Source organism: Paraburkholderia sartisoli (genome assembly GCF_900107685.1).
Classification (GTDB): Bacteria; Pseudomonadota; Gammaproteobacteria; order Burkholderiales; family Burkholderiaceae; genus Paraburkholderia; species Paraburkholderia sartisoli.
Genome location: NZ_FNRQ01000003.1, coordinates 311376 through 326010 on the forward strand (window position 1 = coordinate 311376; position 14635 = coordinate 326010).

12 protein-coding genes are annotated in these 14635 nt (G+C 63.5%); 4 read left to right on the top strand and 8 right to left on the bottom strand.

Features of this window, described 5'->3' with window-relative positions; translation table 11 throughout:
- Positions 1-5 precede the first annotated feature (5 nt).
- The 6 genes from BLV45_RS12760 to BLV45_RS12785 all read right to left on the bottom strand — a co-directional run bounded on the left by BLV45_RS12760 (position 6) and on the right by BLV45_RS12785 (position 6372).
- Positions 6-1097: a sugar ABC transporter substrate-binding protein gene (locus BLV45_RS12760; RefSeq protein ID WP_090533445.1), complete on the bottom strand. Its 1092-nt coding sequence runs from the start codon at positions 1095-1097 to the stop codon at positions 6-8.
- A gap of 50 nt (positions 1098-1147) precedes the next feature.
- Positions 1148-1891 (bottom strand): class II aldolase/adducin family protein, encoded by a 744-nt coding sequence (locus BLV45_RS12765; RefSeq protein WP_281246310.1) that lies wholly within the window; start codon positions 1889-1891, stop codon positions 1148-1150.
- Positions 1888-2958: an S-methyl-5-thioribose-1-phosphate isomerase gene (mtnA, locus tag BLV45_RS12770; protein WP_090533447.1), complete on the bottom strand. Its 1071-nt coding sequence runs from the start codon at positions 2956-2958 to the stop codon at positions 1888-1890. Before mtnA ends, BLV45_RS12765 begins: the two co-directional genes overlap by 4 nt.
- Positions 2959-3017: 59 nt before the next feature.
- Complete coding sequence (gene mtnK / locus BLV45_RS12775; protein WP_090533449.1) at positions 3018-4286, bottom strand: S-methyl-5-thioribose kinase; 1269 nt, start codon at positions 4284-4286, stop codon at positions 3018-3020.
- Positions 4287-4313: 27 nt separating this feature from the next.
- The gene (locus BLV45_RS12780; protein ID WP_090533452.1) at positions 4314-5033 is read right to left on the bottom strand and encodes a GntR family transcriptional regulator; all 720 of its coding nucleotides are present in this window, start codon (positions 5031-5033) and stop codon (positions 4314-4316) included.
- A gap of 103 nt (positions 5034-5136) precedes the next feature.
- Complete coding sequence (locus BLV45_RS12785) at positions 5137-6372, bottom strand: LysR family transcriptional regulator (RefSeq protein WP_090533453.1); 1236 nt, start codon at positions 6370-6372, stop codon at positions 5137-5139.
- A 143-nt stretch (positions 6373-6515) separates the two neighbouring features.
- Between BLV45_RS12785 and BLV45_RS12790 the strand changes: the two genes are divergently transcribed.
- From BLV45_RS12790 to BLV45_RS12805, 4 genes are all read left to right on the top strand, one after another.
- Complete coding sequence (locus BLV45_RS12790; RefSeq protein WP_090533455.1) at positions 6516-7367, top strand: amidohydrolase family protein; 852 nt, start codon at positions 6516-6518, stop codon at positions 7365-7367.
- Positions 7368-7396: 29 nt separating this feature from the next.
- Positions 7397-8314, top strand: a complete 918-nt coding sequence (locus tag BLV45_RS12795) for a substrate-binding domain-containing protein (protein ID WP_245753215.1) — start codon at positions 7397-7399, stop codon at positions 8312-8314.
- Positions 8315-8393: 79 nt separating this feature from the next.
- On the top strand, positions 8394-9761 hold the full coding sequence (gene dctA / locus BLV45_RS12800) for a C4-dicarboxylate transporter DctA (RefSeq protein WP_090533457.1): 1368 nt from the start codon (positions 8394-8396) through the stop codon (positions 9759-9761).
- Between the two features lie 171 nt (positions 9762-9932).
- Positions 9933-10970, top strand: coding sequence for a porin (locus tag BLV45_RS12805; protein WP_090533459.1), 1038 nt, complete (start codon positions 9933-9935; stop codon positions 10968-10970).
- A gap of 90 nt (positions 10971-11060) precedes the next feature.
- On the opposite strand, the gene rlmB is transcribed toward BLV45_RS12805, so the two are convergent.
- Complete coding sequence (gene rlmB, locus BLV45_RS12810) at positions 11061-11810, bottom strand: 23S rRNA (guanosine(2251)-2'-O)-methyltransferase RlmB (protein WP_090533460.1); 750 nt, start codon at positions 11808-11810, stop codon at positions 11061-11063.
- A gap of 218 nt (positions 11811-12028) precedes the next feature.
- A complete protein-coding gene (gene rnr / locus BLV45_RS12815; protein WP_090533462.1) occupies positions 12029-14485 on the bottom strand; it encodes a ribonuclease R in 2457 nt (818 codons plus the stop codon).
- Between the last annotated feature and the right edge of the window lie 150 nt (positions 14486-14635).

The window sequence follows — 14635 nt, forward strand, 5'->3', positions numbered from 1 at the left end:
TCAGCTTACTGGCTGACCTGCAACGACCACAGCCCGTACTTCTTCGTTTCGTCGGAATCGATGTTCGACTTGTCGATCAGCAGCGTCGGCCACGCGTAGTTCGCGGGCACCGGCTTCTTCGCGTTGTTGTCGGCGATGAAGCTCAACGCCTTGGCCGCCATTTCGATCGGGTTCTGCGAGATCGTCGCGTCCTGCTTGCCCGCCCGGATCGCCGAGAGCGCCTGCGCCGTGCCGTCCGCACCGATCACCATGATGTGTTCCTTGTCGCCGAGCGGCTTGTAACGGCCTGCGTTGTCGATCGCTTTTTCCGCGCCGACCGTGTTGTCGTCGTTGGCACCGAACACGGCGTCGATCTGCGGGAATTTCTGCAGGATATTGGTCATCGCGTTCAGCGACTTCTCCTGGTCGAACGCGCCTTCCTGGCGGGCGACCACCTTGATGTCAGGATATTTCGCGATCTCGTCGCTGAAGCCTTTCTCGCGGTCGGTCGCGGCGGTCGTGCCGACCAGCCCGATCAGGTCGACCACGTTGCCCTTCGGCGAACCGTAGCGTTCCTTCAGCTTGTCGGCGATCCATTTCGCGCCGGTGGCGCCGAGCGCGACGTTATCGGACGCGACGAACGATGTGACCTTGCCGCCGTCCGACCCGCGATCGAGCGTAAACACCGGGATGCCCATCGAATTCGCTTTCTGGACGGCGGGAATGATCGCTTTCGAATCGATTGGATTGAGCACGAGCGCGGTAATGCCCTGGCTCAACAGGTTGTTCGCGTCGTTGACCTGCTGCTGCGCGTCGCCGTTCGCATTGGTTTGCACGAGGTCGAAGCCCTGGTCTTTCGCGCCCTTTTCGACGCCCAGCTTCAGCCCGACGAAGAACGCGTTGTTCAGCGTCGACACCGAGAAGCCGATCTTGGGCTTGCCGCTCGCGGCAGCCACGGGTGCCGCGCTCGCAGCCGTGTCGCTTGCCGCGGTGCTCGCCGGCGACGGCGACTCGCTCTTCGAACAGCCGCTCAACGCGGCAGCCGCGCACAGCACGACGGCACTCGCCGATGCGCCCAACGTGCCCCAACGGTCGAATCTTCCTGAATTCCAGGCCATATCTGTCTCCATTGTTCAAGTTATGTAGCGCCGTGTGTCACGAGCCGGCGTCAGGCCTTGCTGTTGCTGTTGCTGTTGTTGCTGCTTCCACTGTTGCTGCTTTCGCGGCGCAAGCCGTAGTTGCTGAACTTCTTCACCACTTCGCCGATCTCTTCATCCGTCAGCACGGGCGGCGGCCCGAGCTGACTGGCGAGCAGATACTGCTGCGCCAGTACTTCGACTTCGTTTGCAAGCCACAGCGCGAGCGCCAGATCGCGGCCGAGCGCAATGACGCCGTGATGCGCGAGCAGGCACGCGGTGCGATCCCGCAACGCCTGCAATGCGTGATCCGACAGCGCCTGGCTGCCGAACGTCGCATAGGGCGCACAGCGGATCGAATTACCGCCCGCTGCCGCGATCATGTAGTGATGCGCGTGCATGTCGCGGCCGTGAATCGCGATGGCGGTCGCGGCGTTCGAATGCGTGTGGACGACCGCATCGATGTCCTGCCGGGCCTTCAGGATGTCGCGATGAAAGCGCCATTCGCTCGACGGCCCGCGCTCGCTGAAAACCGCCGCATCCGGCTGCACGTCGAGCGGCAGCCATACGATCATGTCCGCCGTCAGCGCCGACGCGGATACGCCGCTCGGCGTGATCAGCAAGCCGTCGCGCCAGCGCACGCTGACATTGCCCGACGTGCCCTGATTGATGCGCAGCCGCTCCATCTCGAGCGCGGTCTTCACGATTTCCGCACGCAGGCGTGCCTCATGTGCGCTGTGGTCGGCGGCTTCGTTCACATTCACGTGTCCGCTCACGACGCGGCTCCGAACAGCGCGGCAAGCTGCGTATCGAACGGCGCGTTGATGATGCCGCGCTCGGTGATATAGCCGGTCACGAGATCGTGCGGCGTGACGTCGAAAGCCGGGTTGTGAACCTTGATGCCCGTGGGTGCGATCGCGTGGGCGCCGAGATGCGTGACCTCGTCGTCGCGACGTTCCTCGATGACGATCGCGTTGCCGTCAGGCGTGCGCAGATCGAGCGTCGACGATGGGCACGCGACATAGAAAGGCACGTTGAAATGACGCGCGACAATCGCGACGCTCAACGTGCCGATCTTGTTCGCGAAGTCGCCGTTCGCCGCCACGCGATCCGCGCCGACGATCACCACGTCCACGCGCTTTCCCGCGATCACGGATGCGGCCATGCCGTCCGTGATCAACGTGACGTCGACGCCTGCCTGTTGCAGTTCGTACGCGGTCAAACGCGCGCCTTGCAGCAACGGCCGGGTTTCGTCGGCATACACGCGAAACGGAATGCCGGCGCGCTGTGCGAGATAGATCGGCGCGGTCGCGGTGCCAAGACCGGTCGTCGCGAGCGCGCCAGCGTTGCAATGCGTGAGCACGCCGCTACCGGGCGCGATCAGCGTCATGCCGTGTCTGCCGATCTGCTCGCACAGCGACTGGTCCTCGCGATGGATCGACGTCGCTTCGTCCACCAGTGCGCGATAGAGCGAGAGCGTGTCGCCTGCGTTCGAACGGTCTGCCGCGCGCAGCATCCGCTTCAGGCTCCAACTGAGATTGACCGCCGTGGGTCGCGCGGTGTCGAGATAGGACGCGCGCTCTTTCAACGTTTCGCGGAATGCGCCGATGGGCAAGTCGCGCGACGACTGCATCGCGACACACAGGCCATACGCGGCCGCGACGCCGATCGCCGGTGCGCCGCGTACCCGCAGCTCGTGGATCGCGCGCCAGACTTCATGCGCGCTGGTCAGCGTTTCGATGACGGTGGATTGGGGCAAGCGGGTCTGGTCGAGAATCCGCAAACAGTCGTCTTCCCACGTGAGCGTGGCTGGCAGGTTCGGGAAAGGCGACGGCGATGCCATGCGTGCTCCGGTGAGAGATGAAGACTGAAGAGTGACCATTTCGGAAGACGTGGAGAGATTCATGGCGATACGTGTCCGTCGGCTTGCAACGCGCGCGCCATCGAAACGACCTGCGCAATGTTGCCGATCGCGTTGCGCTCGACCAGCAGGCGCTCGGCGCAACGCAGTGCGCGCACTTCGATCGCGGCCCTCGACGCGTTATCCGCGATGCTGGTGATATCGGCGACCTTGGCCATGCCGACGATGCGCCGGATCATCTTGCAGCCCGCGAATCCCAGCGATTGCGCGAGGAGCCGTTGCATGAACCGCGCGCGATACGCTTCGGCGCACACGCCGCCCGGGTCGTCGCCCATGAAATGACTCTTGCGCCGGCTTTCGTGATCGCGCCACAGCTTCAGGAACGTCTGTTCGAAACCGCCCCAGATCGACGTCACCTGATCGAGAAGCCAGTCGCGATAACGCACGGCGCCCGCGTTGTGCACACGGTCGTGCCAGTCGCGCGAAAAATACGCGAGCAACAGATTCGCCAGCACCGCGCCGATATCGAACCCCATCGGCCCATAGAACGCGAACTCGGGATCGATCACGTAGGTGTCGTTCTGGTTGACCATGATCGAGCCCGTGTGCAGATCGCCGTGCAAAAGCGTCTCGGCGTCGTTCATGAACGCCCATTTCATCTCGGCCACGGCGATACGCAGCGCGGGCGATTGCCTCAAACGCCCGATTTCAGCACGCGGAAAAGCCGGGCTATAGTCATTCGACGGATGGTCCTCGAACGGGTACGTGAACACCAGGTCTTCGGTGACCTTGCACAGTTCGCTGTTCACCGCGTCGCGAACCGCCTGCTTCTTCACGTCGGGCGCGAGAAACAGATCCGAGCCGTAAAAGAGCGTGTGCGCGAGATACGTCGAAAGATGCGCGGCGAGCTTCGGATAGACGACGCCGTCCATCAAGCCTTGCCGCAGGATCCGGTGCGACGATAGCCGTTGCATCACCATCAGGAACAGGTCGCTGTCGGCGTGATAGACGCGCGGCACATGCTGCGGACACAACGCGCCAAAGCGCCGCAACGCGGCGACCTCGCGTTCCATGCGGTGCCGCGTGAGCGGCCACGACTTGCCGACCAGCCGCAAAAACGGCGGCGCCTGCTTCACGACGACGCTTTTTTCCGGGGCCCGCGCGTTACTGGCGAAATAGACGAAGTTCAGGTTGCCGTCGCCGACTTCCTCGATGTCGAGTTCGCCGGGTTCGTCGAGCAGCGCATACACCGCCGGAACGCCCCGCAAATATGCCGACAACTCCGAAGAACTGAGTGCTTCGAATTCCATGAATGTCTCCTCCACGTTCGAACGGGATCAGCGTTTCTTGCGGACCAGATCGAACTTGAAGATGGCTGTGTTGTAGTAGTCGTTGCTATAGCAGATCGGCACGCCGCTCTGATCGAAATCCACTTCATCCAGCAGCAGAAACAGGCCGAAGCCGTCGCCAAGCTCGGGCAGATCGCGCGGCGTCAGGATCGTCGGGTGGATGGACGTATGCGTATGCGAAAGCCTCCGTCCGGTCCGCTCGAACATCGCGAAGAGCGATTCGCCGAGCTCGCCGCCGCATGCGTCGAAGACATGCTTCGGAACGGTATCGATGCAATACGCCGAAATCGCGTCGTCCGCGCATCGCACGCGCTCGATGCGCACGCAATCATCGCCGACGGCCAGACCCAACTTGCCGGCGAGACTTTCGGAGGCCTTGATGTGTTCGACCTGCGACCGGCAGGTGGCCGGCACGGCGCCGACCTTGCGGATCATGTCGGTCACGGACATCAGATCATCGAGGCCGCCTTGCAGCTTTAACGAAATTTGTCTGATGAAGGTGCCGCGCCCCTGAATCCGCGACAACAGACCGTGCGAAATCATTTGCGCGACCGCTTCCCGAAGACTCGACCGGCCGACCCCCAGCAGCTCGCAAAGCTCTATTTCAGTGGGTATCTGGTCACCTGGCTTGAGCGATTTTTCCCGGATCATGGTCATCAACGACTCCTGGATTTTCTCGCTCATCGAGTGTTCGACGCTCAGGCGCATACGTGTCTCAAGTGGCTGGTACCGCCTCAATATAGATCAGATGTCTGATGAATTCAGGGGGTGTTTACCCGTAACACTGGCGCGGGGTGCAAGCGCCCATCGATCAGGAACGGGTCTCGCATTCCTCACGCAGATGCTCGACGAACGCCTGCTGGATCGCCGTGCCCAGCCAGTCGGTACGCACGGTAAATCCAACCGCCCGGCTTGCCTCGGGCGTCTTCAGTTCCAGCGCGACCATCTCGCTACCCGTGTAGGCCTCGCGAATCTGCGAGCGCGACAACAGCGTGATGCAGTCGCTTTCGACGAGCATCGCCACCATCATCGCGAGCGAACTCGTTTCGACCACGAGCGGCGGCGTGACCGGCAAGCGGGCGAAGATCGAATCGATCACCGCGCGTCGTGGCACGTGGCGCTGTGGCACGACCCAGTCGTAGTCGGCGAGGTCGTGCGCCGCGATGGATTGCTGTCTCGCCAGCCGATGCCCCTTGCGCACCGCGATGACGTACGGATCGTCGAACAGTTCGGTTTCCTGCACGGACCCCGTGAGGCGGGGCGCGCGCAGCCCGCCGACGATGATGTCGATCGCGCCGGCGCGCAGTTCGCGCAGAAGCTGGGCGTGCGAGCCTTCGTCGACCGTGACGCGCGCGGCGGGATAGCGCTCGCGCAGTCGCTGGATCGCGCGCGCGATGAGACGTGGCGGCAGCAACGGCAACACGCCGATCGCCACTTTCCCGGTGAGTTGCCCGCGGGCGTACGCCAGATCGTCGCTTGCCAGCGCGATCTCGTGGAGCGCGAGACTCAGGCAACGCGCGAATTCGATACCGGCTGCGTTTGCCGACACGCTATGCACACGTCGGCGGTACAGCGAAACGCCGAGATTCTGCTCGATCTGCCGCGCCGCCCGATGCACCGCGGGCTGCGAAATGCCGAGTAACTGGGCGGCCTCCGCCGCCGATCCCGCGTTCGCTATCGCGATGTGGCAGCGCACCTGCGTGTCGGTCAGATGCCGGCAAATCTTGCCTGCGTTCGCCGTCCCCGAGCTCGAATGCCCCGTTGCGTTCGCAACGGCCCGCTCCATCTGCTCAAGCATGCGACGAACACGCCGTTGCAGGATCACCCCCTCCCCTGTCAGCTCGCTTCCGCCGAAACCGCGCTCGAACAGCTGTCCGCCGAAACTCGCCTCCAGCTTGCCGATGGCAAGGCTCACCGCCGGCTGCGTGCGCCCTGCGCGAACCGCTGCCTGCCCGATTCCGCCTGCCTCGCACACCGCGTCGAACAGGAACAGACGTCTTAATCGCGCCGGGTTGTCATCCGGCTGAGCACGCTCAACTCCGCTCATCCCGCCTCCAGAATTGCTATGTGATTACCCTTAGCTTAACCAGAATTTATGCCTTGCGGCGCATTTCATATTGAGGACTTCGGCTTCGCTCCGCTTACAGTAACGCTCATCCGATCAAAAAGATTCCAGTCAGGAGCATCTTCATGCCCGTAGTTGTCGACTCGCACACTCACGCAATTTCCCCGGATAAACAGCGTTATCCGCTTGCTCCGGTTGGCGGACACCAGTCGGAATGGTCGACGCAACGTCCCGTTAGTTTCGAAGGGTTGCTTGCTTCGATGGACGAAGCCGGCATCGACCGCGCCGTGGTCGTGCAAGCCTCCACGGTATATGGCAACGACAATAGTTATGTCGTCGAAGCGGTGCGCAGCCATCCCGACCGTTTCGCAGGCGTGTTCTCCGTCGACGTGCTGGCGAGCGACGCCGTCACGCAGATGCAGCGCTGGCTCGACGCGGGCCTCTCGGGGCTGCGTCTCTTCACGACCGGCAGCACGATGCCCGGCCAGGCCGGCTGGCTCGACGACGAACGCTCGTTCCCCGTGTGGGAATACGCGCAGCGCCACCATGTGTCGATCTGTCTGCAGATGACCGCGCAGGGCATTCCCGCGCTTCTGAACATGCTCGCGCGCTTTCCGGACATCCGCGTGCTGCTCGACCATCTCGCGCGTCCCGAGCTCGCGGGCGGCCCGCCCTATGCAGCCGCCGCCTCGCTCTTTGGCCTCGCGTCGCATCAGGGCGTGTATCTGAAGCTCACGAACCGCACGATCGCCGAAGCCGCGCGCGGCGCGTCGACGCCCGCTGCGTTCTTTCCTCGCGTACTCGAAGCGTTCGGCGCACATCGCATCGCGTGGGGCTCGAATTTCCCGGCTGCCGAAGGCGCGCTGCCGCGACTGCTCGCCGACGCCCGCGAAAGCCTGTCGATGCTGCCCGCCGATGCGCGCGAAGCGATCTTCGGCGGCACCGCGCGCACGATTTATCCGCCGCTTGCCGCTTGAGCCGTCCGCTTCGAACGAAACAGGAACACATGACAGTGAACCCCGCTACGCAACCGCTGCGCCTGAAGACCGCGCTAAAAACCTATCCGCACACCCGGGCGTTGAAAACCGGCGAGCTGAGCGCCCCCGCCGTCGAACTGATCTTCGAGAACGTCGAGCCGATTTATCGCGCGTTCGCACCGATGGCACGCAACCAGGTCTATGACGTCAGCGAAATGGCGATCGTTACGTATCTGCAGGCGAAGGCCTATGGAAAACCGGTCGTGCTGTTGCCCGCGGTCGTCGCCGCGCGCTTTCAGCAGGGCTGCATTGTTTATAACGCGCGGCGCGGCAAGCTCGACGTGGGCAGTCTCGCGGGCAAGAAAGTCGGCGTGCGGGCCTACTCGCAAACCACCGGCATGTGGGTGCGCGCCATTCTCGCGCAAACTTACGGCGTGCGGCCCGAACAGATCGAATGGGTCACAATCGAAGATGCGCATCTCGCGGAGTATCGCGATCCCCCTTTCGTGCGCCGCGCCGAACCGGACAAGCAACTGTTGCCGATGCTTCGCGCAGGTGAACTCGATGCCGCCATTCTCGGCAACGATTTGCCAGACGAACCGGGGATCGAGCCGCTGATCGACAATGCGGCCGCCGCCGACCACGCGTGGTACGCCATTCATCGTTACGTTCCGGTCAATCACGTCGTCGTGGTGACGAAGGCGCTGGCCGACGCGCACCCACACGCCGTGCGCGCGGTGTACGACCTGCTGTGCCGCGGCAAGGCATCGGTCGCCGCGGAGAATCCCGGCAAGCCGGACAAGCTGCTGCTCGGCTACGACGCGCTGCGCGGACCGCTCGAGGAAACCCTTGCGTTCTGCGAGCAGCAGCGATTGTTGCCGTGCAAGCTGACTGTCGATGAAATCTTCGCCGACAGCCTCGGCATTCTGGGCGACGCCGCGCGCTAACGCGGCATTAGCGCTGCATCCGTCCGTTTTACGATTCACGAGCGAACCCGAGTTCGCCGCCGCTTGACAAGGAGACATCATGAGCTTGCCCGGCAAGTCCGCCGACACGAAACCCAGGGCACGTCAGCCGTTCTATCGCGACCTGTCCTTCCAGGTGCTGGCCGGCATGGCATTGGGCATCGCCACGGGCTACGTCTTCCCGAAGTTCGGCATCAATCTGCAGCCCGTTGGCGACGCCTTCATCCGCATCATCCAGATGCTGATCGGACCGATCATCTTCTGCACCGTGTGCAGCGGTATCGCGGGCATCAGCGACTTCAGGAAAGTCGGGCGCGTGGCGATCAAGGCGCTCTTCTATTTCGAAGTGGTGACGTCGCTCGCCCTGGTGATCGGCCTCGTGGTCATCAATGTGCTCAAGCCCGGTGTCGGCATGAACGTGGACATGCACAGCGTACATTCCGCCGTCGTCGACGCGTACGCCGCGAAAGCACATCACGTCGTCACGACGAGTGAATTCCTGCTGAACGTGATCCCGCACACGGCGATCAGCGCGTTCGCCGGCGGCGACGTGCTGCAGGTGCTGTTCTTCTCGGTGCTGTTCGCATTCGGCCTCGCGGCCATCGGCGAGCGCGCACGGCCGGCGTTGAACCTGATCGACGCGATGTCGGGTTCACTCTTCTGGATCATCGGCCTCACGATGAAGATCGCGCCGCTCGCCGCGTTTGGCGCGATCGCCTTCACGGTCAGCAAGTTCGGCTTCGGCACGCTGCTCTCGCTCGGCAAGCTCGTGCTCGAGTTCTATCTGACCTGCGCGCTCTTCATCGTGCTGATTCTCTGGCCGATAGCGAAAGTCAACGGCTTCAGCCTGCTGCGCCTGATGCGCTACATCGGCGCGGAGTTGCTGCTCGTGATCGGCACGAGTTCGTCGGAGACGGTTTTCCCGCAACTGATCGACAAGCTCGAACGGCTCGGCTGCGAAAAATCGGTGGTGGGGCTGGTTTTGCCGACTGCGTACACGTTCAATCACGACGGCACCTGCCTGTATTTCGCCGCGGCGGCCGTGTTTCTCGCGCAGGCCACCAACACGCCGATGAACTGGCACGACCAGCTGGTGCTGCTCGCCGTGCTGCTGCTCACGTCGAAGGGCGCGGCAGGCGTGTCCGGTGCGGCGATTGCCGTGCTGGCCGCGACGCTCACCGCGTCGAACACGATTCCGGTCGAATCGATCGCCCTGATTCTCGGCATTCACAAGGCGATGTCGAGCAGCTTTGTGTTCGTCAACATCGTCGGCAACAGCGTGGCGACCATCGTGGTGGCGAACTGGGAAAAGGCGCTCGACCGCGTCGCGCTACACCATGAACTGAAAACCGGCTTCAGGCCGGTCGACCCGCCGCCTGCCGGGCGCCTCAGCCAGACCCAGACGAGCGGCGGCCAGGCAGGCGGCTAGCAACACATGCCGCAACGCCGGTAGCGCAGACGGGCGAGCGCCGCCGGATCAGCCGGAAGCCAGTAATCCAGGCTGAAAATACAAGGTTTATTTAGCCATACGAATCATATGGCGAGGCTCGCCATTGCCAGGTGTTTTACAACATATAACATGAGACCGGAGACAATTACCATGAGAAACAAGGTTTGGAGAACCATTGGATGTGTGTCGGCCACGGCCGGCGCACTGGGCGCAATGCCCGCCCACGCGCAATCGAGCGTCCAGCTATACGGTACGGTAGACGGCGGTGTCCGCTATCAGACGAATGCGGCAAAAGGCGGCGGCTCGATAACGACGATGAATTCGAACGGCTACTACAGTTCGAACAAACTCGATTTCCGCGCAAAGGAAGACCTGGGTGGCGGCTGGAACGCGCACTTCCTGCTGGAGAGCGGCTTTAACCTGGGCAACGGGCAGTTCGACAACACCACCGGCACGGAATTCAACCGGCAGGCGTTCGTCGGCATCGGAAACGCGAAGTACGGATCGCTCGATCTCGGCCGCCAGTACACGATCGCGCACGACATCATCAGTATCTACGATCCGTTCTCGTTCCACTTCACGCCGATCATTCCGTTGACGACCGCCTCGGACGGCACGCGCAACAACAACGACACCAAGTACAAGAACGTCTTCGGCCCGTTGCTGTTCGAGGTGGACAACTCGTTCGGCGGCGTCGCAGGCGATTTCAGCAGCGGGGCCACGCGCGCCGTCGGCGTGAGCTACGGCGAGGGTCCGGTCAGCGTCGGCGGCGTGTACGGGCACCGCAACATCCTGACCGGCACGAACTATCTCAGCGACAGCTACTACATGGTCGGCGCAGGCTACAGGATTGGCCCGGTGCGCCTCTCGGGTGGCTTCATGTCCGAGGACCTGCAAAATCCGGCCGCACCGCACCAGGTGACGAATAACGGCTTCGGCGGTCTGTCGTGGACCATCACGCCGTTGCTGGTCTTCCGCGGTGGCTACTATCAGACCACCGTGTCGAACGACAAGGCGAACCGCCGTGGCCTGTCGGTGCTCTCACTCGCCTACCTGCTGTCGAAACGCACCACGCTCTACAGCGAATTCGATTACACCTCGTACAAACACGCGGTGGTCAGCACGCTCAATCCGAACGGCAAGTCCAGTCAGACAGCGTTCACCGTCGGTATCGATCACCTGTTCTAGGCGATCGTTTGAGCCAGCGGTTTTCCGCGGGATTTCGATTCCGCGGCGATGCAGCGTGCGGAGCGGGCGGATTGACAAGCGCCCGGCTCCTCAGGTTTTCGTCAGCGCCCCACGCTGCCGCACCGCCTCGAACAGACACACGCCGCTCGCCACCGAAACGTTCAGGCTTTCGACGCTGCCGGCCATCGGAATATGCATCACGATGTCGCACGTGTCGCGCGTGAGACGGCGCATGCCTTCGCCTTCGGCGCCCATCACGATCGCCACAGGACCATCCAGTTTCGTTTCGTAGAGTTCCGCCGACGCCTCGCCCGACGTGCCCACGATCCACACGCCCGCATCCTTCAGTTCACGCAACGCGCGCGCGAGGTTCGTGACCGTGATGTACGGCACCGTATCGGCGGCGCCGCTCGCCACTTTCGCCGCCGTCGCATTGAGACCGACCGCGCGATCGCGCGGGGCGATCACGGCATGCGCGCCGGCCGCGTCGGCGACGCGCAGGCACGCGCCCAGGTTGTGCGGATCGGTCACGCCGTCGAGCACGAGCAGCAGCGCCGGACCGTTGATGCCGTCGAGCAGTTCGGCGAGATTCTGCGCGAGCGGCATGTCGCCCGCACGCGCGACCACGCCCTGGTGGCGCTCGGTGTGCGCGAGGCCCCACAGACGCGTTTCGTCGGCGGCAATCAGGCGCACGCCCGCTTCTTTCGCCACATGCAGGAACTCCGTCATGCGGCGGTCCTTACGCGTCGCGTCGTAGTACACCTCTTCGACCGACGATGCGTCGTGCCGCATGCGTGCGGTCACTGCGTGGAAACCGTATAGAACCTTGAGACGTGACATGACTGGACAACCTTTGATTGAGCGAAGCTGCGTTGCGCTTCGAATGCGCCCGCCTGCATGGACGGCACGTCAGGCGCCGCGCCAGCAAAAACGGAAAACGGAAAACGGAAAACGGAAAAACAGACAACGCGCAACCGGCATCGATCACGATGCCGGCTGCGCGCTGCACACCTCATCGGGCGCGTCGACCTCCGGTTACGCCGGAGGTCGGTCGCCTCTTATCGCTTCTTGCGCGCCTGTGTCCTCGACGCCGGTTTCGCGGACGGAGAAGCACTGCGCTTTTTCGCCGCGCCGCCGCGTGCATCGCGCGCTTCCTTCACTGCCGCGCTGGCTGCGGGCGCGGCTTTCTTGCGGCGGCCACCTTCGACCGGCGGCAATGAACGCACACGTGGACCGCCGTCGATATCGCCCTTCTCGGCGAGCGCCGGACGGCTCGACGGCGCCTTGATCGGCGTATCGCGCACCAGACGAAAATCGATCTTGCGCGCATCGAGGTCGACGCGGCTCACCTGCACCCGCACACGATCCGACAGACGGTAGCGAATGCCCGTGCGTTCGCCGCGCAGTTCGTTCTTGATCTCGTCGTACTGGAAGTAGTCGGAGCCGAGTTCGGTCACATGCACGAGGCCCTCGATAAAGAGCGCATCGAGCTGCACGAAAATGCCGAACGACGTGACGCCGTTCACCATGCCGCCGTATTCTTCGCCGAGCTTGTCGCGCATGAAATAGCACTTGAGCCACGCTTCGACATCGCGCGACGCTTCGTCCGCGCGGCGCTCGTTCGACGAACAGTGCAGGCCCAGTTCTTCCCAGATCGCGGTGTTCGAGCGGTTACGGTTGCGCTTTTCGTCGTCGGCCTGCTGCATGGCGCGCGCGCGCGGCGACAGCGCCGTGTTCAACGTGACGCCATGCGGCGTGCCCGGCTGATACTTGCGCCCCTGCAGGATCGCGTAGATCGCGCGATGCGTCAGCAGATCGGGGTAGCGGCGAATCGGGCTCGTGAAGTGCGCGTACGCCTCGTACGCCAGCCCGAAGTGGCCGATGTTGTCCGGGCTGTAGACGGCCTGCTGCATCGAGCGCAGCAGCATCGTCTGCAACATCTGCGCGTCGGGCCGGTCGCGGATCTGCGCCATCAATGCGGCATAGTCACTCGCGTGCGGCGTCTCGCCGCCGCCAAGCGAAAGACCCATGCCGCGCAGGAACGTGCGCAGGTTTTCGAGCTTTTCGGCCGTCGGCCCGGCGTGTACGCGATACAGGCCCGCGTGTTTGTTGCGCTTCATGAAGTCGGCCGCGCAGACGTTCGCGGCCAGCATGCATTCCTCGATCAGCTTGTGCGCGTCGTTGCGGGTGCGCGGCACGATCTGCTCGATCTTGCCCTGCGCGTTGCAGACGATGTACGTCTCGGTCGTGTCGAAGTCGATCGCGCCGCGCTTCTGGCGCGCGGTGAAGAGCGACTTGTAGACGCCATGCAGGTTCTGCAGTTGCGGCAGCAACGCGGCACGGCGCGCAGCCTCCGGGCCTTTCGTGTTGGTCAGCACGGCGGCGACTTCAGTGTACGTCAGTCGCGCGGCGGAATGCATCACGCCCGGATAAAACTGGTACGCCTTGATCTCGCCGCGCGCGGTGATGACCATGTCGCACACCAGCACGCAGCGGTCGACGTGCGGATTCAGCGAGCACAGCCCGTTCGAGAGCTTCTCCGGCAGCATCGGGATCACGCGGCGCGGGAAATACACCGACGTGCTGCGCTCGATCGCATCGACGTCGAGGCCGCTATCCGGATGTACGTAATGCGACACGTCCGCGATCGCGACGATCAGGCGAAAGCCCTCGCCCCGGCCGACGGTAATGGGCTCGCAGTACACGGCATCGTCGAAGTCGCGCGCGTCTTCGCCGTCGATCGTCACGAGCGGCACGTCGCGCAGATCGATGCGATGGCGGACGTCCGCGGGGCGCACCTCGTCGGGCAGCTTCGCGGCGTCTTCGAGCGCGGCCAGACTGAATTCGTGCGGCACGCCGTACTTGCGCACGGCGATTTCGATTTCCATGCCCGGATCGTCGATATCGCCAAGCACCTCGACCACGCGACCGAGCGGCTGTGAGTGACGGCTCGGAAAATCCGTCAGCTCGACCACCACGACCTGCCCGACGCGCGCTTTCTTCGTGTTCTGCGTGATCAGGATGTCGTGGCCGATGCGCTTGTCTTCGGGCGCCACGATGAGCGCGCCGTTCTCGTTCAGGAGCCGCCCGATCACGCGGCGGTTCGCGCGGTCCGTGACCTCGACGATATGACCTTCGGGCCGGCCGCGCCGGTCGTAACCGACGATGCGCGCGAGCACGCGGTCGTTGTGCATGACCTTCTGCATCTCGCCCGTCGGCAGGAACAGGTCGTCCTGGCCGTCATCGCGAATCAGGAAGCCGTAGCCGTCGCGATGGCCCTGCACGCGGCCAGCGACGAAATTCGAGGGGTGCGTCAGTTGATAGTGGCCGCGCTGGTCGAGGCGGATCTGGCCGTCGCGCTCCATCGCCGCGAGGCGCTTGAAAAAACCTTCGCGCTCCTGGCGCTTGATCGACAGTGCCTCAGCGATGTCATTCGCGGCGAGCGGCGTTTCGCTCGTGCGCAGCACGCCGAGAATTTCTTCACGGCTCGGAATCGGATAGGGATATTTGCTCAAGGGCTTGTCGATGGTTTTTCTCGTTGCGTGGACATCGGTCGATGATGCGCTTCTGTACTGCGCCTGCAATTCAATGCCAGTTACTGCGTTGCCACTGCATTGACGCGGTTCGTGCAGCGTGCCCGGCGGGCGCGTTCCCCGTGCCAACGA

Bases quoted from the DNA above. Each gene is read 5' to 3' on its own strand.
- BLV45_RS12785 (WP_090533453.1), bottom strand. From the start codon at position 6,372: ATGAGCGGAGTTGAGCGTGCTCAGCCGGATGACAACCCGGCGCGATTA.
- BLV45_RS12760 (WP_090533445.1), bottom strand. From the start codon at position 1,097: ATGGCCTGGAATTCAGGAAGATTCGACCGTTGGGGCACGTTGGGCGCA.
- rlmB (WP_090533460.1), bottom strand. From the start codon at position 11,810: ATGTCACGTCTCAAGGTTCTATACGGTTTCCACGCAGTGACCGCACGC.
- BLV45_RS12780 (WP_090533452.1), bottom strand. From the start codon at position 5,033: ATGCGCCTGAGCGTCGAACACTCGATGAGCGAGAAAATCCAGGAGTCG.
- mtnK (WP_090533449.1), bottom strand. From the start codon at position 4,286: ATGGAATTCGAAGCACTCAGTTCTTCGGAGTTGTCGGCATATTTGCGG.
- mtnA (WP_090533447.1), bottom strand. From the start codon at position 2,958: ATGGCATCGCCGTCGCCTTTCCCGAACCTGCCAGCCACGCTCACGTGG.
- BLV45_RS12795 (WP_245753215.1), top strand. From the start codon at position 7,397: ATGACAGTGAACCCCGCTACGCAACCGCTGCGCCTGAAGACCGCGCTA.
- BLV45_RS12790 (WP_090533455.1), top strand. From the start codon at position 6,516: ATGCCCGTAGTTGTCGACTCGCACACTCACGCAATTTCCCCGGATAAA.
- BLV45_RS12805 (WP_090533459.1), top strand. From the start codon at position 9,933: ATGAGAAACAAGGTTTGGAGAACCATTGGATGTGTGTCGGCCACGGCC.
- dctA (WP_090533457.1), top strand. From the start codon at position 8,394: ATGAGCTTGCCCGGCAAGTCCGCCGACACGAAACCCAGGGCACGTCAG.